This window comes from Mycobacterium sp. ST-F2 (assembly GCF_001905655.1).
GTDB lineage: Bacteria > Actinomycetota > Actinomycetes > Mycobacteriales > Mycobacteriaceae > Mycobacterium.
This window is the reverse complement of record NZ_JMHT01000005.1, coordinates 69,347-90,739: the sequence shown is the minus strand read 5'-3', so window position 1 is coordinate 90,739 and position 21,393 is coordinate 69,347. Positions and strand designations below refer to the sequence as shown.

The 21,393-nt window shown below is 65.8% G+C and carries 20 protein-coding genes and 1 pseudogene; 5 read left to right on the top strand and 16 right to left on the bottom strand.

All coding sequences use genetic code 11. The annotated features are described in order from the left end of the window. Positions 1–14: 14 nt before the first annotated feature. From EB75_RS02085 to EB75_RS02075, 3 genes are read right to left on the bottom strand one after another with little or no spacing between them, the layout of a single operon-like run. Positions 15–590 (bottom strand): class I SAM-dependent methyltransferase, encoded by a 576-nt coding sequence (locus EB75_RS02085; protein ID WP_073693823.1) that lies wholly within the window; start codon positions 588–590, stop codon positions 15–17. A 49-nt stretch (positions 591–639) separates the two neighbouring features. Further along, entirely contained in the window at positions 640–1,398 is a 759-nt protein-coding gene (locus tag EB75_RS02080) for a helix-turn-helix domain-containing protein (protein WP_073693822.1), read from the bottom strand. Between the two features lie 8 nt (positions 1,399–1,406). After that, positions 1,407–1,967 (bottom strand): PadR family transcriptional regulator, encoded by a 561-nt coding sequence (locus EB75_RS02075; protein WP_073693821.1) that lies wholly within the window; start codon positions 1,965–1,967, stop codon positions 1,407–1,409. 110 nt (positions 1,968–2,077) lie between these two features. On the opposite strand from EB75_RS02075, the gene EB75_RS02070 reads away from it, so the two are divergent. The 3 genes from EB75_RS02070 (at position 2,078) to EB75_RS02060 (ending at position 5,145) form a co-directional block, all read left to right on the top strand. Continuing rightward, a complete protein-coding gene (locus EB75_RS02070; protein WP_083611888.1) occupies positions 2,078–2,497 on the top strand; it encodes a nuclear transport factor 2 family protein in 420 nt (139 codons plus the stop codon). 2 nt (positions 2,498–2,499) lie between these two features. Continuing rightward, positions 2,500–3,537, top strand: a complete 1,038-nt coding sequence (locus tag EB75_RS02065) for an LLM class F420-dependent oxidoreductase (protein ID WP_073693819.1) — start codon at positions 2,500–2,502, stop codon at positions 3,535–3,537. Positions 3,538–3,954: 417 nt separating this feature from the next. Then, on the top strand, positions 3,955–5,145 hold the full coding sequence (locus EB75_RS02060; RefSeq protein WP_353651642.1) for an adenylate/guanylate cyclase domain-containing protein: 1,191 nt from the start codon (positions 3,955–3,957) through the stop codon (positions 5,143–5,145). On the opposite strand, the pseudogene EB75_RS02055 reads toward EB75_RS02060, so the two are convergent. From EB75_RS02055 to EB75_RS28620, 12 genes and pseudogenes are all read right to left on the bottom strand, one after another. Continuing rightward, positions 5,139–5,588 (bottom strand): annotated as a pseudogene (locus tag EB75_RS02055) (CAP domain-containing protein); the annotation flags it as partial. The gene EB75_RS02060 and the pseudogene EB75_RS02055 overlap by 7 nt on opposite strands. A gap of 14 nt (positions 5,589–5,602) precedes the next feature. Then, positions 5,603–6,202, bottom strand: coding sequence for a hypothetical protein (locus EB75_RS02050; protein ID WP_073693816.1), 600 nt, complete (start codon positions 6,200–6,202; stop codon positions 5,603–5,605). 31 nt (positions 6,203–6,233) lie between these two features. Then, on the bottom strand, positions 6,234–6,788 hold the full coding sequence (locus EB75_RS02045) for an Rv1363c family protein (protein ID WP_073693815.1): 555 nt from the start codon (positions 6,786–6,788) through the stop codon (positions 6,234–6,236). After that, on the bottom strand, positions 6,758–8,227 hold the full coding sequence (locus EB75_RS02040) for an MCE family protein (protein WP_083611886.1): 1,470 nt from the start codon (positions 8,225–8,227) through the stop codon (positions 6,758–6,760). Before EB75_RS02040 ends, EB75_RS02045 begins: the two co-directional genes overlap by 31 nt. A gap of 1 nt (position 8,228) precedes the next feature. Continuing rightward, positions 8,229–9,350 carry a virulence factor Mce family protein gene (locus EB75_RS02035; protein WP_073693814.1) on the bottom strand — a complete coding sequence of 374 codons (1,122 nt, stop codon included), beginning with the start codon at positions 9,348–9,350 and terminating at the stop codon, positions 8,229–8,231. Continuing rightward, on the bottom strand, positions 9,347–10,669 hold the full coding sequence (locus EB75_RS02030; RefSeq protein WP_073693813.1) for an MCE family protein: 1,323 nt from the start codon (positions 10,667–10,669) through the stop codon (positions 9,347–9,349). The genes EB75_RS02035 and EB75_RS02030 overlap by 4 nt, the downstream gene beginning before the upstream one ends. 2 nt (positions 10,670–10,671) lie before the next feature. Continuing rightward, on the bottom strand, positions 10,672–12,033 hold the full coding sequence (locus EB75_RS02025) for an MCE family protein (RefSeq protein WP_142239377.1): 1,362 nt from the start codon (positions 12,031–12,033) through the stop codon (positions 10,672–10,674). Continuing rightward, a complete protein-coding gene (locus EB75_RS02020; RefSeq protein ID WP_073693812.1) occupies positions 12,030–13,058 on the bottom strand; it encodes an MCE family protein in 1,029 nt (342 codons plus the stop codon). The genes EB75_RS02025 and EB75_RS02020 overlap by 4 nt, the downstream gene beginning before the upstream one ends. Next, positions 13,055–14,365 carry an MCE family protein gene (locus tag EB75_RS02015; protein ID WP_073693811.1) on the bottom strand — a complete coding sequence of 437 codons (1,311 nt, stop codon included), beginning with the start codon at positions 14,363–14,365 and terminating at the stop codon, positions 13,055–13,057. The genes EB75_RS02020 and EB75_RS02015 overlap by 4 nt, the downstream gene beginning before the upstream one ends. Positions 14,366–14,370: 5 nt before the next feature. Then, positions 14,371–15,207 carry an ABC transporter permease gene (locus EB75_RS02010; protein WP_073693810.1) on the bottom strand — a complete coding sequence of 279 codons (837 nt, stop codon included), beginning with the start codon at positions 15,205–15,207 and terminating at the stop codon, positions 14,371–14,373. Continuing rightward, entirely contained in the window at positions 15,204–15,914 is a 711-nt protein-coding gene (locus EB75_RS02005; protein ID WP_051128409.1) for an MlaE family ABC transporter permease, read from the bottom strand. Before EB75_RS02005 ends, EB75_RS02010 begins: the two co-directional genes overlap by 4 nt. Positions 15,915–16,184: 270 nt before the next feature. Further along, on the bottom strand, positions 16,185–16,412 hold the full coding sequence (locus tag EB75_RS28620) for an alkyl sulfatase C-terminal domain-containing protein (protein ID WP_073693809.1): 228 nt from the start codon (positions 16,410–16,412) through the stop codon (positions 16,185–16,187). 279 nt (positions 16,413–16,691) lie between these two features. On the opposite strand from EB75_RS28620, the gene EB75_RS28340 reads away from it, so the two are divergent. Continuing rightward, entirely contained in the window at positions 16,692–18,740 is a 2,049-nt protein-coding gene (locus EB75_RS28340) for a PecA family PE domain-processing aspartic protease (RefSeq protein ID WP_142239375.1), read from the top strand. A gap of 214 nt (positions 18,741–18,954) precedes the next feature. After that, positions 18,955–20,205, top strand: a complete 1,251-nt coding sequence (locus EB75_RS01990; RefSeq protein ID WP_073693808.1) for a DUF445 domain-containing protein — start codon at positions 18,955–18,957, stop codon at positions 20,203–20,205. 7 nt (positions 20,206–20,212) lie between these two features. On the opposite strand, the gene EB75_RS01985 is transcribed toward EB75_RS01990, so the two are convergent. Then, complete coding sequence (locus EB75_RS01985) at positions 20,213–21,358, bottom strand: cellulase family glycosylhydrolase (protein ID WP_073693807.1); 1,146 nt, start codon at positions 21,356–21,358, stop codon at positions 20,213–20,215. Positions 21,359–21,393 lie beyond the last annotated feature (35 nt).

The window sequence follows — 21,393 nt, the reverse complement described above, 5'->3', positions numbered from 1 at the left end:
CAACCTACCCAGTCTCAGGTGCTGGTGGCACTGAACTGCATCACATGCCCAAACACCTTGGTATTCGTATCGATACGGAGCCCGTGGCGCCGACCCTCCACGGTCAGCTCGTGAGGGTTCAACAGCCGGAACGGTGACCGGTCCACCCGGTGCACCGCCGTCGCCACGGGAGTCCGGGTCAGGTCATAGCCGACGAACACGCCGCCGGGTTTGAGTACCCGCGCGATCTCGGCGACCGCGGCTTCCCACTCGATGACGTGGTGCAGCATCAGGCAGCTGACCACCGAGTCGAACGAGCCGTCATCGAACGGCAGGCTGGTGGCGTCGGCGCTCTGCACAGTGACCTGCGGACGGTCCTTGAGTCGTTGGCTTGCTGCGTCGACCATCACGGGGTCCAGATCGGTCGCGGTGATCGACACCCCGGGGCGGGCTGCCGACAGCCCCTCCGCGATTGCCCCACTGCCTGAACCGATTTCGAGCAGTTGCTCCCCCAGCTGGTCGGTGGGCAGCATGTCGAGAACGGTGCGCGTGGTTGTGCGCCACAGGGCGCCGCAGCAGAACGCCCGCTCGATTTTGGACATCACCGGCATGGCGGCCTCCTCCTCGTGGTGTCCTTCGAGTATCGAGCCGCCCGGGACATCACAGCTTGGATGGATCCGTCGAATCCCGCAGGGCCCGGGCGATCTCCGACGGCGCGGCCCCGGTCATCTCCCGGCACACGCGGTTCGCGTGTGATCCGTCGGCGAATCCCGCCAGATGCGCGGCGTCGGTGACCTGCTCACCACCGGCGAGGTGCTTCAGCCCGGAAATCAGCTTCGCCCAGCGCGTGGCCGCCGAGAACGACACCCCCGTCTGCTGCCGGCACAGCCGGCCGAGGTAGTCGGGAGATACCGCCACCTCGTGGGCCACCGACACCAGGTCCACGGAATCGGTTGCGCCGCTGTAGATCAGGTCCATTGCCCGGCACAGCTGCGGATGCAGTCCCGGCTGCGGTTCCGCGCCACCGCACAGGCTGTCGATCAGGGCCGCGGCGGCCGGTTCCGGGCCGGCGTCGAGCGCTGTCGCCACCGCCCTGGCGAGCGCCTGGTCACCGGGCGGGATCCAGATGCCATCACCGGATTCGCTCTGGCTGAGGGCGTGCAGTGCCACCCCAGGCCAGGTGTGCGGCGCCAGATAGAGCGCCAGGGTCACACCGGTGGGGTCGGACCGCACCGCGTGGCCCGCACCACTGGCGATGACGACGACGTGTCCGCACCGGGCCGTCCCGTCGTCCGAGCAGATGGTCAGCGGACCGGTCAACCCGACGCCGACCTGGACCGCGGGATGGTGATGAATCTCCAGGTCACCGAAAGTGCCGACGACCATGATCTGCGCTGGACCCAGCTCCCAGACGCGCATGCCCCATGCTAACGCCGCGACTGCCGCCGCTCGATGACCTCCAGCGCCCGTTGCGCCCATCGCAGGTTCTCCTGTTCGAAGGAGATACCGCGCATCAGCGTCAGATACGGCCCTACGCGATCCGCTTCGGCCAGGAACACGGCCTCGCTGCGCCCACCCAGGATTCGGGCGCGGATGCGTTCATAGAGTTCGAGCTGATTGGCGGACCACTGGATACGGTCCCGCAAGCCCGCACACACCGCCACGTCGTTGCCGCTGTCGACGGTCGATACCTGGACCAGGAGGTCGTCGCGCATGGCCAGCGGCTTGGGCGTCGCTTCGGTGAAATCGTGCACCGCGGCCCGCCCGGCGTCGGTCAGCGTGAACATCCGTTTGTTGGGCCTGCGCTCCTGTTCGACGACGCGGGCCTCGATGAGCCCGTCGGCCGCGAGGCGGTCGAGTTCGCGGTACAGCTGCTGCGGCGTCGCCATCCAGAAGTTGGCGACGGACGCGTCGAAGCCCTTGGCCAGGTCATATCCCGAAGCCTCACTGTCGAGCAGGGCCGCCAGGACGGCGTCGCGCAGAGCCATGCCCGAGAGTCTAATAGTCAACAAAGTGATTAGTCACATATAGACATGCCGAGTCCGGCGAGCTAGCGTCACCGGTACCTAATCAACAAGTTGACTATGTGAGGTATGCGATGCAGGCGTTCCGCAAGGCCGTCGAGACCCACGACCCCGCCGCCATGGCGGATTGTCTGGCCGACGACGTGGTGTTCACCAGTCCCGTCGCCTTCAAGCCCTATCCCGGCAAGCCCATCACCGCCGCCATCCTGCGCGGCGTGCTGCGCGTCTTCGAGGACTTCCGCTACATCCGCGAGATCAACGATCCTGAAACCAACAGCCACGCACTAGTTTTCGAGACCACCGTCGGCGGTAAGAAGATCACCGGCTGCGATTTCATCCACGTCAACGACGAGGGCCTGATCGACGACTTCATGGTGATGGTCCGGCCCCTCTCCGGCGCCACGGCGCTGTCCGAGGCCATGGCCGCCCAGTTCCCCCAGATCCAGGCCGAGGCCGCGGAAGCCATCGCGGCCCTCGCCGCGAAGGAGCAGTGAGCATGAAGATCGGTCTGGGTATCAACTATGCCGGCGGCTTCAAGGAGGTCGTGGCCGAGGTCGCTGACCTCGAAAAGGCCGGGCTGGACGTGGTTTTCGTCCCGGAGGCGTACTCGTTCGACGCCATCAGCGCACTCGGCTACCTGGCCGCCGCGACCGAGCGGGTCGAGTTGGCCTCGGGCGTCCTGCAGCTCTACACGCGCACCCCCACCCTGACGGCCATGACGGCCGCCGGCCTCGACTACGTGTCCGACGGCCGCTACATCCTGGGCCTCGGTGCGTCCGGCCCGCAGGTGATCGAAGGCTTCCACGGCGTCCCCTACGACAGCCCCATCGGCCGCACCCGCGAGGTCGTCGAGATCTGCCGCCAGGTGTGGCGCCGCGAACGACTCGCCTACCAGGGCAAGCACTACACCATCCCGCTGCCCGAAGGCCAGGGCACCGGCCTGGGCAAGTCCCTGAAGCTGATCAACCACCCTGTGCGCGAACGCATTCCGGTCCTGCTCGCGGCACTCGGCCCGAAGAATGTCGAGCTGGCCGCGGAGATCGCCGAGGGCTGGCAGCCCATCTTCTACATGCCGGAAAAGGCCAAGGACGTCTGGGGCGACGCCCTGGAGGCCGGGTATGCAAAGCGCGATGCGACGCTGCCGCCCATGGACGTCTACGCCGGCCCGGCGCTCGCCATCGGCGACAACGTCGAGGGACTGCGCGAGTTCATCAAGCCCCACGTCGCGCTGTACATCGGCGGCATGGGCGCCAAGGGCAAGAACTTCTATCACAACGTCGCCACCAAGTACGGCTACGGCGCCGAGGCCGACCGAATCCAGGAGCTGTACCTCGCCGGCGACAAGGACGGTGCCGCGAAAGTGGTTCCGGACGAACTGGTGCGGGATATCTCATTGATCGGCAGCCGGGAGTTCGTGAAGGAACGCGTCGCGGCCTTCCGCGAGTCCGGCGTGACGGTGCTCAACGTCGTGCCGATGGGTGCGACGACCGCCGACCGCGTCAAGCTCATCGAGGAGCTGCGCGAGCTGGTCTAGATCTGCGACAAACGACGGGCCGTCACGGGAAGATGGGCAAACACCGCAGAGCCTGAGGACGCCGTGACCACCTACGACCCGCCACGCCGCCTGGTACTGCTGCGCCTGCTGGCGCGGCCGTACCGCTACGGCGGAATCCGTCTGCAACGGCGGGCGCTTCTGCTCGTGTACATCGGCGCCTCGTCGGTGTGGGCGGTTGCGGGACCACAGTTCGTGCGGTTGTTCGCTCCCGGTCTCACCGGCACGGACCTGCTGATCCTCACCGGCCTCGGTGCCACCATCTATCTGATCGACGACCTCGTGACCTATGCGGCCATCGCGCCGCATCTGCGCGCGCTGCAGCGGTGGTTCGACAAGCCGGAACCTGCCGAGGCCGCCGGCGCCTGGCGAACGGCCGCCGAGGTCCCGTTGGCACCCATGTTGCGGCCCGTGTCCTTGATCTTCCTCGCGGGTCTGAACTTTCTGTGGATCGTCGTACTGATCAGCCTGCTGCATCTCCCGGCGATCACGTTCCTGCTGTTCATCCCCGGCGCCATGCTGTTCCGGTTCTACTGGTTCGCGTTACGTTCGCTGCTCACCGAGCAGATGATGCGCCCGGTCCTCGCCGACATCAGCCCGCACGTGACGGACTTCGGCGGGCCGGTCCGGGTTCGGGTCGGGCTGCCGTACCGGCTTCTCGGCACCATTCCGTTGATCGCGGTGCTGGCCGGCACCATTGTCGCGGGCATCGTCGGGCCGCACACCATTCGGACCCTGGCCATCGGCGTCGGCCTGTCGTTGGTCATATCGCTGACCGTCGCCTCTCCGCTCCTACTGCTGGTGACCCGCTCGGTGACCGAACCGCTGCGCGACATACGCCGGGCCGCCGACCGTGTCGGTGACGGCGACTTCACCGTCCGGGTGCCGATCACCAGCACCGACGAAATCGGCCTTTTGGCCACGGGTTTCAACGCGATGACCGAAGGCCTGGCCGAACGGGAACGACTCCGGACGGCGTTCGTCACCTACCACGACGCGGCCATCGTCGAGCACATCCTCGCCGACGGCGACGGTCGCCTGGCCGAGGGCGAGGAAGCGGAGATCACCGCGCTGTTCATGGATGTGCGCGGCTTCACCGGCTACTCCGAACAGCACCCGGCACGCGACGTGGTCGCGATGCTCAACCGGTTGTTCGCAGCGGTGGTACCGATCGTGGGAAAGCACGGCGGCTACGTGGACAAGTTCATCGGTGACGGCCTGCTCGCGGTCTTCGGTGTACCGCAACGGTTTTCCGACCATGCGGACCGGGCCCTGGCCGCGGCATGCGAGATCGCCGCTGCGCTGCATGACCGCAACGGCGATCCCGATATCGGCATAGGCCTGAACTCTGGCACCGTCGTCGCCGGGAATCTCGGTGGTTCAGGACGATTCGACTTCACGGTGATCGGTGACCCGGTCAATGTCGCCGCGCGCGTCGAATCGGCGACCAGACAGACCGGCGACACCATCCTGCTGAGCCCGCACACCTGGGAACTCCTGAGCCCCGCGGCCCGCGCGAATACCGTTGCCCGACCGGCCGTCCCGCTCAAGGGCAAGACCCAGACCGTCAGCCTCTACGCGCCCGGCTGACCGTACACCGCAACGACGACCGAGCGGTCCCAACTGTTCTCCGACCACACGCCCATGACGGTGTTGGCGCAGTTGGCCATGATCGCGTAGGTGGGCGGGTCGTAGTACCACTGATTGAGTACATCCAGATTGTTGATCGCGATCGAGCGATTTATCGCCACCGTCTGAAACACCTTCCCCCGGAAGCCCGCTGCCTGGGCCCGCGCCTGGGGCGTTGACCCATCCGAACCGAGGTCGCCGTCCAGATCACGGTTGTTCAGCACGTCGTTCGCGTGCCACTCGGCGGCCAGGCGCAGCTGTGGGCTGATCGCCACGTCGTTCGTGCACCCGGCCTGATGCTGGATGGTGTAGACGTTGGCGACCACGCTGTTGTTCAGGCGGCTGTTGTCGGCGTGCGCCGACGGGACTGCCCATCCGAATCCGGCTGACGCTGCGAGCAACATCAGCAACCCCCGGCTCACACCGGGTCGAACTGCGAGATCAGCCATCGATCGTGCACCTTGTCGAGAGTCACCCGCACCGTCGAAGTCGAAGCGGTGGGCGCGTCCTTTCCGATGGTCGTGGTCTGGTTCACGAAAACCAGGACCACAGCGTGGTTTTCGGTGGCCGATACCGAAGCGGCGTCGGGCACGGTTGCCACGGCCGAGATGTGCTTCTGCTTGGCCCCGGGGGCCACGACGGTGTCGACCAACTTGATGTACTCGCCGCGGAAGCCTCCCGTCAGCCGGTCCGCGGCGGCTTTGAGTTCTGCATCAACCGTGTCGGGGCGATAGGACAGCATGGCAACGGTCCCGTCGCTTGCCGCCCGCACCGATTCGGTGGCCGCGCTCTGCGCCAACTGCACCGAATCACCCTGCCATTTCAGGTATCCCGCGCCGGCGGCAAGGAGCATCGCCGCCGCCGCCAGCGCCACACCGGTCCACCGAGCCCATGGCTTCCGCGAGTCAGCCTGCGCTGGTGCGGTTTCGGTCTCGGCGAGCTCTACCTCAGCGACCTCAGCCTCGGCCACCTCTGCCTCGTCGAGCGAGGCGGCGCGTTCTTCGACATCGACTGTCATGACCTGTCCTTCATGTTGTCCTGACCGCCCCTCACGACACGAACTGGACGTTGGAGATCCTGGCGCCCGCGCCGTCTTTCGCGACACTGATCCGCATGCGCCAGTTTCGCGGCGGGCCGGCCGGCGCCTCGGCCAGCGACGTCCGCACCGACACCGCCAGGAGCACCTGTGCCCCATCGCCATTCACCGACTCCAGGCCGGCTTCGGTGACGGTGCCCTCGGATTTCGATCGCGCTTGCTTCACCACGGCGACGAACGGCTCCGACCGGCGCTGAAAGTCCTCGCGGAACGCTCCGGTCGACGAATCGAGAATCCGGCGGATGTCGTTGTCCGCTTCGGTGTAGCTGATCGTGGTCAGGTTCAGCGCGGCCTGGCGGGCGGTCTGCACGTACAGGCTCCGCAGCGCCTGCCCTTGCTGTGCCTGGTGGGCCCGCAAACCCAACCAGCCCGCCAGGCCGCCGACGGCGACCACCAGCGCCAGACCCGCCGCAACAAATGGCGAAATTCGCGGCAATCGCTGTCGCAGCGACGGTTTCGGCGCCGTGACCGGAGCGTCTAGCTGTTCGGTGTCAGCATGCTCTGCCATGTCTTGCCTTTCGTCGTGGCGGCCAGGTCGGAGTCGGTGTAGGGCTTGCCGTCCGGGCCCACGTAGCTGCCGGTCTTGGGGTCGTAGGGCACGAAGGCCACCGGGGGCGCCGGTCCGGGCGCAGCGGCGGGGCGCTGTCGTGGATCGGTGCCTGGTGCGTACTGCGGTACGCCTTGGCCCGTCAGGGTGGCGTTGGGGTCGCCCTTCCAGATGTAGCCGTCATTGAGAGGCACGTACTGCTCGTTGCTCTCGCAGATCTCAACGGTCGGAGCCCGCTTGGCGGGATTGTTCTCGCACGGAATGTTCCGCACGCCACGGACATTCAGGTCAGAGTCCTGCGGAACACGGCAGTACAGCTCACCGGCCGGCCGCTCCGGGTAGTCCACCTCGGTGGGCACCCGCTGCTGCTTGACCGGCAGGAAGCCGGTGTTGCACGGCGGCGGCAGGTTCATGTTGAGTTTGAAGTCCAGATAGATGCCCCGGTACGGCGTCTTGAGATCCGCGTCCGCGACCGCGATGGCCGACATCAACGCCGTGCCTTGCGGGAACAGCACCAGCAGTTGTTCGATGTCGTGCCGGTAGGTGACCGCGATGTCGCCCAGGCTGACCATGTTGGCCAACAGCAAGGGCAATGCCGGTGCGAACCGATCGAACAACGCCCGGCCCTCGTCCAGAGTCGGCTGTCCGAGCTTCAACAACTCTGCAAAGGCCGTGTCCTGGGCCTTGAACTGGCCGGTGATGGAAGCCAGCCGCCCCGCCCAGGTCGCGATCGAATCCGCGGTCTGCACTTGGGAGTTCAGTACCGCGGGACTCTGGTCGATCAAATGCGTGATCGCGCCGACGTTCTTGCCGGCCTCGGTGGCCAACGACGTGGACCCGTTGATGATGCGGGACAGCTCAGGCCCCAGCCCGCTGACCGCCTTGTCCGCCTCGTCGACGACGGTCCGTAGATTCTCCTGGGGGATGGCCTCGAGCGACCGGTTGGTGGCATCCAGCAGGTTGCCGATGTCCGGAGGAATCTGCACCTTGGCCACCGGGATGGACGCACCGTCGCGCAAGGTGCGACCTGAATCGGATGCCGCTGCCGTAGGCCGCAATTCGATGAACTGTTCGCCGACGGCGGAGCGGCTGTGCACCGAGGCCGACACATCCGCCGGCACTGTGATCGACGAGTCCAGGTTCAGCACGGCACGGACTCCGCTCGGGGTCACGTCGACAGCCTTGACCCGGCCTACCTCGGTACCGCGGTAGGTGACCACCGAGGTCGGGTACAGCCCACCGGATTCCGGCAGGTCGACCGTCACGGTGTAGCGACCGAATCCGAGCAGGGCAGGCACGTGCACGAAGCCGAATGCCATGACGCTGCAGGCGATCACGGTGACAGCACCCAGGATCGCCAGCTGGGTCCAGACAGTGCGGGACAAGCGCAGACGCAGCATGTCAGTACCCCCCGAAGTGGTAGGGAGCGATCAGTGGGTTGCCCGCGGTATACGGGCTGGGCATCTGACCGATCGTGCGGCCCCACTGCATCTCGAGCTCGGTGAGGTTGCCCTCCCACCGGGTCCCGGTGAACAGACTGCTGTCGAGCCGGCTCAAGGTCAGGTCGATGATCATCGTGATGTTGGCGAAGTCGCCCCGAAACCATTTGCCCAGATTGCTTTTCACCCACGGGTACGTCGACAGGAAGTCCAGTCCCTTGGTCAGGGCCGGCCCCGAGTCGGCCAGCGACCGCAGCACGGGCACCATGTTCCGCAGATTGGCGACGAGGCTCTCCTTGGTCTGCTGCACCGTCGATGACGCGACGGCGCTGAACCGTCCGACGGCATCGATCGCGTTCGCCAGCTTCTCGCGCTGCTCGGCCAGCACCGCCAACGCCTGCGGGATGGTGGTCAGTGCCTTGTCCACAGTCTTCTGGTTCGCCGCAACCTGGCCGACCAGCGAGTTCAAATTCTCTGTGGCGGTGATGATGTCGTCGGTTTGGGCGTTGAGCCGGGAGATGAAGGTGTCCAGTTGGGTCAGCAGGCTGCGCATGTCGTTCTCACGGCCGGCCAGTGCCTTCGCGAAGGTCTGGTTGATCTCCTGCAGCTGGGCCAACCCGCCGCCGTTGAGCAGGATCGACGCCGACGCCAGCGCCTGTTCGGTGGTGGGATACGTTGCGGCCCTGGACAACGGGATCACCGCGCCGTTCGTCAGCTGCCCCTGCGGCGGCTCATTGGTGGGCGGGCTGAGCTCGATGTGCATCGAGCCCAACAGACTGGTCTGACCGACCTTCGCGGTGCTGTTGGCGGGCAGGTGGACATCACCGTCGATGCGCATGGTGACCAGCGCGTGCCAGTCCTGTACCTCGATCTTGGTGACGTTGCCGACGTTGACGTCGCCCACGCGCACGCGGGTGTTCTGCTGGATGACCACGACGTCGGGCAGCTGCGCCTGGATCGTGTACGAGCCCGGCCCGTCGCCGACCGTACCGGGCAACGTCAGCGAATTCAGGCCTCGCCATTGGCATCCCGGGAGCGCCAGGACGCTGACGAGGATCAGGGCCACGGTCACCAGGCGCTTCACGGCTGACTCCCTTGCTGCGGCACCATGAGGCCGGCCAACCCCTGGCCGGGATCGGTCGGTGTGGGCTCCGGCGCCTCTGCCGGCAGCGGACCCGCCGGCGGAGTCTCCTGCACGGGCGCCCCACCCGGGCGCAGCCGCGGCTCGCTGTAGGTGACCTCGTTGGGCCGGGCCGTCGCGCCGACGAACGGGTTGCCGCCGATCGGCAGGAAGTTGTACTGCCGGTTCTTGATGATCGGCGCCAGGTACTGCACGCACAGCTTGGCGGACTGCTCGAAGCCTGCCCGTGCCGCGGACTGGATTGCGCCGCAGAGGAACTGCACGGTGTCGGCGAAGTTGACCGGCGCCAGGATGCCGGTGATGGCGCTCTGCGCGGGGTCGTAGATGTTGGTGAAGTTCTGGAACACCGTCGGCGCGATGTGCAGCACCTGTTTGATGTCGGTGCGGCTGTCGTTGAGCGCCGTGGTGATCGCACCCAGATGGTCGAAGGTGGTGCCGAGCCCTTCCCGGTTCTCCGCGATGAACCCGCGCAGGTCCTTGACCGCGCTATCCAGATTTCGCGTCGCATCGGCGACGTTGTTCGGCGTGCTCGACAACGCGGTGGTGATCGACGCCATGTTGGTGTTGAACGAGGCGAGCAGGTCGCTGCTGGACGACAATGCGGACACCAGCAATTGCAGGTTCCGCACGGTGCTGAAGATGTCGGTGCTGTGGTCGCCCAGTGCCGACATGGCGCGCGACAGCTTGATGACGGTGTCGCGGGCGGTGTCCCCCTGGCCGCGCAGGTTGTCGGCTGCGCTGTTGATGAATTCGCCGACAGCACTGGGGCCGCCGGGACTGGTCGGCTGCAGCGAGTCGGTGAGCTTCTCCAGTTGTTGACGGAAGTCGTCCCACTCGACCGGCACGACGGTGCGGTCCAGCGCAATGGTGCCGCCCGCGGCGAGTTTCGGGCCGCTGGTGTAGACCGGCACCAGCTGGATGGCCCGCGCACTGACCAGTGAGGGTGACAGGATCGCGGCGCGGACGTCGGCGGGCAACGGGTATTGCGAGTCGACCGAGAAGGTGACCTTGGCCGACTGCGGCTGCGGTTCGATTTTCTCGACCGTGCCGACGGTGACGCCCAGGATCCGGATGTCGTCGCCGGTGTACAGACCGTTGGTGTTGGTGAAGTAGGCGACGTAGGTGTTGCGGCTGACCTTCTCCCACCACGACCCAGCCAACCCCGTGACCGCCACCGTCAACGTGACGACGAGGCTCACCGCAATGACGACCCGCCAAATCCGGCGCCGGCGAATGTCTTTCGTACCCAGATCAACTGACATCGTCACCGCCCTCCCACCGGGGAGACCGGGTCCGAAATGACACCCGGCGAGCCGCTGGGTGAATGGTTCGACGGCGGTAGCGGCGTCGGGTGCGGGACCGTCGGCGCGGGTACCTCACCGGGAGCCGGGCCCGGTGCCGGCGGACCGGGCGCCGGCCCACCCGGCGCGGGTGCCGGCAGCGGTTCCCGATACGGGTAGCGCGGATCACCCGGATTGCCGGTAATGGCTTCGGGCAGTGTCAGATTCGGTGGTCCACCCTGGCCGGTGCGCGGGTACGGCGATGGCAGCGGAGGGGTACCGGGCTGACCGACGCCGGGTTCGGTCAGTTGCGACGGCAGCAGGACGTTCGGGTCCAGGCCCAGGTCGGAGAACGCAGCGTCGACGAACGGCTGATCGAACTGCCCGGGGAAGAGGTTGACCAGCGACGCTTTGAAGAACGGTCCGGCGCCGAGCACTTCACCGAACGACATCGCGTAGCGACGCAGCAGGTACAGCGTGCGCTGCAGCTCCTGCTTGCGGTTGTCGAGGATGCCCAGCACGCCGTTGAGCTTGTCGACGGCGGGTTTGAGTTGCGTCCGATTGTCTTTCACCAGACCGGACAGCTGCTGCGTGGCCGCACTGACATTGGCCATCAACGTCTCGACCGAATTACGTTGGAGGAGAATCTCACCCAGCAACGCATCGGTGTTCACCACCAACCGCGCGATCTGGTCACTGCGCTTGGCCAACACCGAGCTCACCTTGTTGGCGTCGGCGAGCAACTGGCGCAGCTTCGCGTCCCGGGTGCCGAGCGTGTCGGAGAACCGTGCCACGCTCTCCAATGCCAACTTCAGCTCGGGCGGCGTGTTCTGGAACGTCTGCGCCAGCGTTTTGAGCGCCGACGACAGCTGGGTGGTGTCCAGACCGCTGATGGTGGTCGTCAGGTCACCCAGCGCCGCCGGCAGATCGTACGGCGACGTGGTGCGCTCAATCGGGATGGGACCGTCCAGGTTTCGGTCGCCACGCGGGGTCAGTTCCAGCACCTTGGTGCCGAGCACCGTCTCGGTCTTGATCGCAGCCTCGGTGCGGTCGCCCAGTTCGACGCCGTCGCGCACCGTGAAGTCCACCCGAACCTTGGCACCCTCCAAGTGAATTCCCGAAACCCGCCCGACACCCAGGCCCGACACCCGCACGTCGCTGCCGGTCTTGATACCGCCGGCATCGGCGAAGTACGCCTCATGGTCGGTCGTGCCCTTGATGAACGGGATTTTGTCGTAGCTGAACGCGGCGACGACGATCGCGACGATCAGCGCGATGCCGGTCGCGCCCACCGCCAAGCGGTTACGTTCGGCGAGTGGCTTGATGTTCAATCTCTTTCGCGTCATTTCGGCGTGCACCGCCCCGAGTCCTGGCCGGCGACCTTGACGTACACGGGCTGGCCGCCCTTTCCATTGAGCTTGAGCAGCGCATCGCAGAGGTAGAAACTGAAGTAGTCGCCGTACAACCCGTTGCGCGAGAGAATCTGGTACGCATCGGGCAGGGTCTTCACCAGATCGTCGACATAGTCGTGGTCCGCCTCGATCTGCCCCGACACCCGATCCGTCTGCTGCACAATCTGTTTGATAGGTTCCCGCGCCACGGTCAGCAGATCTGCGACCGATCCCGCCGCCGCGTTGATGTTCGCCACCCCGGCCGCGATATCGGACTTGCGATCGGCCAGCCCCTGAACCAATTGCGAGAGCTTGTCCAGGCCGTCGGCGAACTGGGTGTCGCGGGCCGCGAAAGTCCCGACCACCGTGTTCAGGTTGGTGATGACTTCACCGATGAGCTGATCGCGACCGGCCAACGTTGTCGTCAGTGCCGACGTCTGCGCCAGCACCGACGAGATGGTGCCGCCCTGGCCCTGGAACACCCGGAGCAGCTCACCGCTCAACGCATTGACCTGGTCGGGATCGAGCGCACGGAACAACGGCCGGAAGCCGCCGATGAGCGCGTCGACATCGAGCGCGGGCGAGGTTCTGGACAGTGGGATCGTCTGGCCCGGAAGGAGTTTCCGTACCGATCCGGGACCTTCCTCGAGCGCCAGGTAGCGGTCGCCGATCAGGTTCTCGTAGCGGACCGACGCCGTGGTGCCCTCGGTGAGCGTGAGCTGGCGATCGATCGCGAAGTCGATGGTGACAGTCCCGTCCTTGTGCAAGGTCAGGTCTTTGACCTTCCCGACCTCGACCCCGGCGATGCGGACGAAGTTCCCACCCTTCAGGCCCGACACGTTGCTGAACACGGCCCGGTAGGAGGCGCGCGAATCGAAACGGAACTGCCCGAACACCGTCAGCAAGCCGAACATGAAGAGCAGGCTGACCACGGTGAAAATCACGACACGGGTTGCGATCCCACGGATCCGGCTTCTCACGGTGCCCCCGGAGCGGGTTGGGGCACACCCATCTCGACCCCAGGCAGGCCCGGCGCCGGGCCTCCGGGGTACCGGATGCGCGGCGGCTCCGGCTCAGGTTTCGTCACCGGGAAGTAGTTGGCGAAGCCGGGGAAACCGATACCCGGGTTGGGCCGCATGTCCAACCCGTCACCGAACCCGGTGTCGGTCACCAGATACTTGACCGGGAAGTTCTTACTGACGTCGGGCAGCGAACCGCAGCTCGGCTTGCCACCCGGCCCACCGCTGGCGTTGACGACAGGCAGGTTGTCGGGGAACCGATAGGGATCGGCACCGGCCAGCAGCGCGGCATCCATGATCACCGATTTCCCGTTGCCGCCCATGGCATACCGACCGCCGTGCTCCAGGAACCATTGAGCACCCTGGAACAGGCAGGTGTAGGTCGGCGAGTACTTGTCGAGCAGTGCGGTGGTCGGCCTCAGTAGGTTCATCGCCAGCACCAGGTTGGTCTGGTTGGCGCCGATGGTGTCGATGCCCGACCGGGAGAATCCGACCGCGGACAGCAGCAGACCGTCGAGTTCTTTCGACTGGCCGGTGATGGTGGTGGCCGTGGTCGAGAAGGAGTCCAACGTGGACAGGATGTCCTGCGCCGCAGTCGAATAGGCCTGCGTGGTCTGACCGAACAGCTGCCAGTCCTTGCGAACCGTGTCCATGCGCGGGTTCACCTCCAGCAGGACCTTGTTCGCGTCGCTGATGGCTTGCCCGATGACATCACCCTTGCCGCGCAGTGATTCGGCCACCGCCGAGAGCACCGAATTGAGCTTCGTCGGGTCGATCACCTGCACCACCGACTGCAGGTTCTCGAACACGGTGTTGACCTCGACCGTCACATTCCGTGACTGCAGCACCGCACCCGACCGGAGGTGACCACCGCTCGGACCGGTCGACGGCACGTTGAGCTCGACGTACTTCGCGCCGAACGCGGTGCTGGACCTGATCTGCGCCTCGACATTGCCGGGCAGCTGAGCGAAAGGTCCCGGGTCCATCCGCAGTTTCAGGGTCGAAAGCACCTGTCCCGCGGTGGTTGTGCGGCTGCCGATCGATTCCACCTCACCGATCTGCACGCCCCGGAGCTTCACCTTGGCGCCGTCTTCCATCACCAGGCCGGCACGATCGGAGATCAGCGTCAGGGGAACGGTTTCCCGCAGTGATCCGGAGAAGAGCAACCACGTCATCGCCGTCAGGGCGACGACCACCAGCACCAGCACCGGCGCCCACCAGATCGGGTCGACGTGCTCGCGCCGAGTGCCGTTGGTTCCCTTCCCCATTCGGCTCAGCCCGCCAGATGGAAGTTGCCGGACTGTCCGTACACGGACAGTGTGATGGTCAGCAGGATGAACACGCCGGCGGTGATCGAGGTGCGCACCGCGCGGCCGACGGCCTCGCCGACTCCGGCCGGCCCGCCGGTGGCGGTGAAGCCGTAGTACGTGTGCACCGCCATCACCGCGGCGGCCATGGCCAGCGCCTCGAAGAACGACCAGGCCAGGTCGTTCGGGTGCAGAAACGTCGTGAAGTAGTGGTCGTAGACGCCCCGCGACTGGCCGTAGATCATCGTCGTCCCGAATCTCGTGGCCAGGAAGGACATCAACACCGCCACGGTGTAGATCGGGACGACGGCCACCACACCGGCGACGATCCGGGTGGCTGCCAGGTACGTGATCACCCGGATCCCCATGACTTCCAGGGCGTCGATTTCCTCGTTGATGCGCATGGCGCCGAGTTGCGCCGTCGCCCCCGCCCCGATCGTGGCGGCAAGTGCCACCCCGGCGGTGGCCGGCGCGATGAAGCGCACGTTGAGGAAGGCCCCCAGGAAGCCGGTCAGCGCTTCGATACCGACGTTGGACAAGGTGTTGTAACCCTGAACCGCGATCAGCGCGCCGGTGGACAACGTGAGGAATCCGACGACGACCACGGTGCCGCCGATGACGGCGAGCGCGCCGGTGCCCATCCCCATGACGGCGATGAGCCGCAGCACCTCGCCCGGATAACGCCGGACGGCGTCGGCGGTGGCGGCCAGAGCACTGCCGTAGAAGGCCGTCTGCTCCCCCAGCCGACGGGTGCGATTGAGGACGGTTGCCCCAGCCCTTGGTTCGCTCGCACGCTCGCTCACGGCGCCACTTTCACGCCGAACGCGGTCGCCAGGATGTTGATGAGGAACAGCGCCATGAAGGCGAAGACCACGGTCTCGTTGACCGCGTTGCCGACTGCGGTCGGGCCGCCACCGACCGACAGGCCCTTGTAACAGGCGATCAGCCCGGCAGACAGGCCGAACAGCAATGCCTTGACCAGAGAGACGATCACCTGCGGCAGTCCGGTGAGCAACGTCATGCCCGCGATGAACGCGCCCGGGGTGACGTGCTGGATGTAGACGACAAAAAAGTAGCTGCCGGCCAGGCCGACGACCGCGACCATGGAATAGAGCATCGCGGCGACAAACGTCGCGGCGAGTACGCGGGGCACGACGAGTGCCGGGATCGGGTTGACGCCGATGACTTTCATCGCGTCGATCTCTTCCCTGATGGTTCGCGCGCCGAGGTCGGCACACATCGCGGTCGAGCCGGCACCGGCCACCACGATCGCGGTGACCACCGGCCCCACCTGCGTCACCGAGGCCAGCGCGGCACCGGCACCGGACAGGTCACCGGCGCCGACCTCGATCAGCACGATGTTGAGCGTGAAGACGATCAGCACTGTGTACGGAATCGACAGCACGACGGTAGGTACGACGGAGACGCGCGCGACGAACCAGATCTGCTCGATCAGTTCACGCCAGGCGTACGGCGGACGGAGCATGGCGGCGAAGGTCTCGCCGGCCATGACGATGAAATCGCCGACCGCCACAGCGGGGCGCGCCCAGGCCGCGGAGGCGCGCGGAGACGACTGGAGCGGTTGCGCCACAAGCTGCCTCCCAGTGTCGTTCCGTCGTGAGCTTGGCCCGGACGCTAGGAAGGCACCAGTTTGCTGTCAACACAACGAAAGGAGGTGCAGCAACGTCAATTACCGAAGATGCAGGTGGACTCAACGCAATTGCTTCGGTTCACCAGGATTGAATCGCGCTGAGCCAAAACCTACCCGCAAGTGCCCTGGTCACGGCGTCACGATGTTGAACCAGAGCTGGAAGGTGTCGAGCAGTCCGACGAAGTCGTCCACCGACTGCCGCCTACCCTCCACGGTGACGTTGTTCGCGGAGATTGCATCGGCGAGTTTGACTTTGCCGAGCTGAATCTCGTTCATCGTCGCCTTGGTCAGCTTGGGTCCGGCGTCGGCGTTGAGGGCGACCTTCTTTCCCGCAGCCTGTGGACCGTTCAGTCGCACCGCCTACCGTTTGCCCACATCGCCCCGCCCGCGCCGCGGCGGCAGCCCTGACAACTGCACTCACCGGCGTCAGATACCGGAGGACCTCCCATGCCGCGATATTGACGATCGCGGCAAATTACTTTGCCAGAACCGCTGCGGCACCCGTCCGCAACTGTTAATTTGCAGTCAGTATTGCGGTTCGACGCCGGTCTGCCAGACTGCTGAGCGGTACTGCCGCAGCAGCGGTTGATCTGCCGGGGTCTGGTGGCCGTGCGGCGTGACTATGGAGGACCCGAAATGCCTGGTGCACACCGTCGCCCGCAGCGCCGGAAGTTGGCGGTATCGACGTGGCTGGGCACCGGCGTAGCCGCCGTCGGCGTCAGCGCGGCACTGCTGGGCGGTGCCGCCGTCGCGAGCGCCACCACGTCGGCAGATGCAGACTCCACATCGTCGTCGACTCCGGCGCAGCCCAAGAAGCCGCCCGCGCAGAAGAACAAGAAGAAGGACAAGAAGGACGCCACCGTCGCGGCCGACGAGGCGCCCGCCAAGGCCGTGTCGGAAACCGACGGGTCCGGCGACGCCACTACGGATACCGACGGCGACCCCAAGCCCACCAACAATCGCCGCACCAAGAACGACAACAACGGGCGAGCGGCCACCGCTCCGAACGCCGGAACCGTTGCGAAGCTGCCGACGGCCGCCGCCCAGGCGGTGACCAACAACCCGTCGAAGAAGAATCCGCTGAAAGCGGCCGCCGCGCTCAAGCCCACCACGGACACGCCGGACCCAGCGCCGTCCGTCGCACCGGCACCCACGGCATTGGCCGCCGCAACTGCTCCGCAGATCACGGTCACCGCGACCCAAACACCCACGGCCGCAATCACTTCGATTCCCAACACGACCGCCAAGGCGTTGAGCAGCCTCTCATCGCCGAGCGCTCCCGCCAACATCTCCGGACTTCTCTCGGTGCTCGCCGCCGTCGGTCAGGCCTTCGGCGCTGCCGCGCAGCGCACGGAGGAGTTCCTGACCGACTCAGTCGTCGGCACCACCCAGACCGTCAGCCACCTGATCAGCGCCCTGCCGGCCCTGGCCATCCCGACTCAAAAGAACAGCGCCGCAGCGACTCTCACGCCGGCGCCCACCGAGACGTGGCAGCCGGGCCAGACCGTCACTGCCGACGAGTACGTAACGACGGCGATTCAGCAGATCTGGGCCGCACGTGCCCTCCTCGGCACCAGCTCAGCCACGGGATACTCCCGCTACGAGCTGAGGATGGCCGCCCAGTACCTCACGACGTACCAGGCGAACCAGCAGTCCCTCATGGACGCCTACGCGGCAGACCCCACCAATGCGGCAGCGCTGAAGGCGCTCAAGGCCAACGAGGCGCTACCCGGCAAAGCGGTGACCGCCATCAAGACGGCCCGGATGTACGCGGGGAACCGACCGGAAGCCAAGGATCTGATGACCCAGGCGGCGACCAACGGCCGCGTCTACGCCTCGGTTCCGCTGTCGATGTACGCGGGCGTCGAGCCGATCGTCACCATCTCGGTGAATGGCGGGCCGAGGATCAAGGTCCTGGTCGACACCGGATCGTCCGGACTGGTGGTCAACGCCAAGAACGTCGGCCAGACCGGCCTCGGTAATTCGGTCGACACCGGCACCGGCGCCTACAGCGGCGGCCTGACCTACACCTACAACACCTACAACACCACGGTGAACTTCGGCAGCGGCATCGTCACCGCGCCGACCTCGGTCAACGTCATCACCGACCCGACGCAGCAGGCCGCCTTCGCCAAGTTCCTGGCGAACAACGGTGTCGTGGGCGTCCTGGGTGTCGGCACCAACGCGGTGGGCCCCGGCCCCGGCCTGGTCACCACCGGCCTGCCCGGAGCCCTGAAGAACGGCATCTACATCGACGAGGTCGGACGGAAGCTGACGTTCGGCCCCAACCCCTTGCCGGCCCGCGTGACGACGTCGGGATCACCGAACGTCATCGGTTCGATGACCGTCAACGGGGTCAACACGCCGATCAATCTGCTGGTCGACTCGGGCGGCGTCTACGGCACCATCCCGTCGACCATGGTGAACTCCTCCCAGATGGTCGCCATCAAGAACACCGACGGCACGGTCGCCTACTACGTGCTGGCCGCGGGCGTTCCGATCTCGGTGTATGACGCCGACGGCACCCTGCTCTACACCTTCACGACCACGTCGTCGTACCGACCGACGGTGACCTTCGACGACTACAACGCCGAACTGTCCAACACCGGCGCCATGCCCTTCCTGCACAACCGGATCTACATCGACTACAGCACCGCAAACGGATCGACCGTCTTCGATCTGTAGGTCGCCACTCAAAACCGTCCGCTGTTTCGCCGCGCTCGCGGCGAAACAGCGGACTGCTGCGGCATGAAAAATCCCGACGCCATACCGAACTATCAGGCCGTTCGAGCGGGCTTAACAAAATACGCGATCCACAGTTGCGAATCTGACGTGCCCGTTAGTCTTCTCGCACGTAGTCGCCGGTTAACGTAGTCCAGCTACTCACTGGACGCGACTGATGGGAGACAGCCAGGTGGAGAATCTCATGGCCAACGCGTTCGCCTACCCCTGGTGGGTGTACGTCACCATCCCGTTGGGCGCCGCGTTCGTCGGCTGGATCACCAAGATCATGGCCTTGAAGATGATGTTCTACCCCGTTGAGTTCAAGGGCATTCCGCCTTACCTCGGCTGGCAGGGCCAGATCCCCAAACGCGCGCCGAAAATGGCCGCGGTAGCGGTGGATTCGCTGACCTCGGAGATTCTCAAACCCGAGGAGATGTTCGACAAGATCGATCCCAACGAGCTGGTCAAAGAACTCGCCGAGCCACTGCGGCAGACCTCCGCAGAGATGGTCGACACCATCATGATGTCGTTCCAGCCGCAGGTCTGGCGCGCGACGCCCGACCAGTTCAAGGACGTCGTCGTCAACAACGTCGAAAAGCGCATCCCGACGGCCATGGCCGCGATGTTCGACAAGCTCCGTGGCCAGGTCGACCAGATCTTCGACATCAAGCACATGGTCGTCACCAACCTGGTGCGCGACAAGGTCACGCTCAACACCGTCTTCCAGGACATCGGCAAGCCGGCGTTCAAGTTCCTCATCATGTCCGGCCTGCTCTTCGGCTTCCTGATCGGTCTGGTCCAGGCCGTGGTGTTCGGCATCACCAACTGGCACTGGTCGCTGCCGCTCTTCGGCCTGCTGACCGGTGGTCTCACCGACTACGTTGCACTGCAGATGATCTTCCGTCCGCTCGAGCGGAAGAACGTCTTCCTCGGCATCAAGTGGCAGGGCGTCTTCCAAAGGGAACGCAAGCAGGTCGTCGAGGGCTATGCGGCGCTCATGGCCCGGGAGATCTTCACGCCCCAGGCCATCATGGAGAGCATGCTGAACGGGCCGTCGTCGGACCGGTTCTTCGACATGATCTCCACCGAGATCAGCCAGACCATCGACACCCAGATGGGCTTCACCGGCAAGATCATCAAGTCCGTCGGCGGCCGCCAGTACGTCGACATGAAGAAGCAGATCACCGACTCGATCATCGAGAAACTGCCCGAAACGTCCACTTACATCGAGGGATACATGCGCGATCGCCTCGATCTGGAGAACGTCATGGTCACCAAGATGATGCTGCTGGACTCACTGTCGTTCGAGAATCTGCTGCGTCCCGCGTTCAAGGACGACGAGTGGATCGTCGTCGTGCTCGGCGCGACCCTCGGCTTCCTCTTCGGTGAGCTGCAGGCGCAGCTCATCCTCCTGCTGGCACACTGACCGGTGTCTACGTCTGGCCGGCTGTTCCGGTCAGCTTGCGGACGGTGAGGACCTCGCTGTCCCGGAAGGCCCGCCCGTTGGGGTAGAGCAGGTCGCTGAACCAGACCTTCGGCTCCGACGGGTTCGGGTGGTCCCACGAATCCCACGGGAAGTACGTCTGGGTCTTGCCTGCCACCAGCCCCCAGCTGTACGCACCCACGTTGCGCTGCTTGGCAATTGGCAGAATGCCCTCGACGGTGCTGCCCAGGCTGCGCGCCAGGTACTCCGTACACAGGATGGGCCGGCTCAGCGGCGCGAGCTCATCGATTCGGGCCGAGAAGTCCGCCGGCTTGGCGTAGCTGTGGAACGAGATGACGTCCGAGTTGTCCAGCTGGATGGACGCGATGGCGCTGCGCTGCGCGGGGTCGGCCCAACTGCCTTGCCACACACCACTTGTCAGCGGCTGTACGGGATCGACGGCCCGCGCCCAGGCGAACACCTGCGGCAGCAGGTCGGCGACCAGCTGCATCTTGTCGCTGCGCTCGACCTTGCGGTAGACGCTGGCCGGGTTGTCGGGTTCGTTCCACAGGTCCCAGCCGAGGATCCGGTTGTCGTTACGGAAGAGGCTCAGCACGCCGGTGACGTAATTCTGCAGTACGGCACGGTATTTCGGATCGCCGAGACGGTCCGCACCCGGACTCTGCACCCAGCCCGAGTTGTGCACACCCGGCCTCGGGGCCCGCTGCACGCCGAGTTTCGGATGCGGGTCCCAGCAGGAGTCGAAGAAGACGAACAGCGGCTTGATGCCGTTACTGGACGCGATGCTGACGAACTGGGTCAGGCGCTGCGAGAAGCCCTGCGGGTCCTGCGCCCACAGCAGATCGTGGAGGAAGACCCGCACGGTGTTGAACCCGAACCAGCGAGCGGCGCCCAGTTCGGCGTTGATGCGGCCGGGGTCGTAGGTGCCGGACTGGAACATCTCGATCTGGTTGACCGCGGTGGAGGTGATGTAGTTGCCGCCGACCGGCCAGGCCTGCCCCTGGTACCAGCTGTTGGCCCGTTCGGGCGTCCAACGCGCGCCGGCCGCGGACGCCAGAGCCGGTCCCGAGAATCCGGCCATGGCGGAACCCGCTGCCAGCAGCAGCGGGACCTTGAGAACGGTTCTGCGGTCCACCGCACGAGGCTACTGATCTTGATGGGGCCATTGGG

Bases quoted from the DNA above. Each gene is read 5' to 3' on its own strand.
- EB75_RS02085 (WP_073693823.1), bottom strand. From the start codon at position 590: ATGCCGGTGATGTCCAAAATCGAGCGGGCGTTCTGCTGCGGCGCCCTG.
- EB75_RS02080 (WP_073693822.1), bottom strand. From the start codon at position 1,398: ATGCGCGTCTGGGAGCTGGGTCCAGCGCAGATCATGGTCGTCGGCACT.
- EB75_RS02075 (WP_073693821.1), bottom strand. From the start codon at position 1,967: ATGGCTCTGCGCGACGCCGTCCTGGCGGCCCTGCTCGACAGTGAGGCT.
- EB75_RS02070 (WP_083611888.1), top strand. From the start codon at position 2,078: ATGCAGGCGTTCCGCAAGGCCGTCGAGACCCACGACCCCGCCGCCATG.
- EB75_RS02065 (WP_073693819.1), top strand. From the start codon at position 2,500: ATGAAGATCGGTCTGGGTATCAACTATGCCGGCGGCTTCAAGGAGGTC.
- EB75_RS02060 (WP_353651642.1), top strand. From the start codon at position 3,955: ATGTTGCGGCCCGTGTCCTTGATCTTCCTCGCGGGTCTGAACTTTCTG.
- EB75_RS02050 (WP_073693816.1), bottom strand. From the start codon at position 6,202: ATGACAGTCGATGTCGAAGAACGCGCCGCCTCGCTCGACGAGGCAGAG.
- EB75_RS02045 (WP_073693815.1), bottom strand. From the start codon at position 6,788: ATGGCAGAGCATGCTGACACCGAACAGCTAGACGCTCCGGTCACGGCG.
- EB75_RS02040 (WP_083611886.1), bottom strand. From the start codon at position 8,227: ATGCTGCGTCTGCGCTTGTCCCGCACTGTCTGGACCCAGCTGGCGATC.
- EB75_RS02030 (WP_073693813.1), bottom strand. From the start codon at position 10,669: ATGTCAGTTGATCTGGGTACGAAAGACATTCGCCGGCGCCGGATTTGG.
- EB75_RS02025 (WP_142239377.1), bottom strand. From the start codon at position 12,033: ATGACGCGAAAGAGATTGAACATCAAGCCACTCGCCGAACGTAACCGC.
- EB75_RS02015 (WP_073693811.1), bottom strand. From the start codon at position 14,365: ATGGGGAAGGGAACCAACGGCACTCGGCGCGAGCACGTCGACCCGATC.
- EB75_RS02005 (WP_051128409.1), bottom strand. From the start codon at position 15,914: ATGGCCGGCGAGACCTTCGCCGCCATGCTCCGTCCGCCGTACGCCTGG.
- EB75_RS28340 (WP_142239375.1), top strand. From the start codon at position 16,692: ATGCCTGGTGCACACCGTCGCCCGCAGCGCCGGAAGTTGGCGGTATCG.
- EB75_RS01990 (WP_073693808.1), top strand. From the start codon at position 18,955: ATGGGAGACAGCCAGGTGGAGAATCTCATGGCCAACGCGTTCGCCTAC.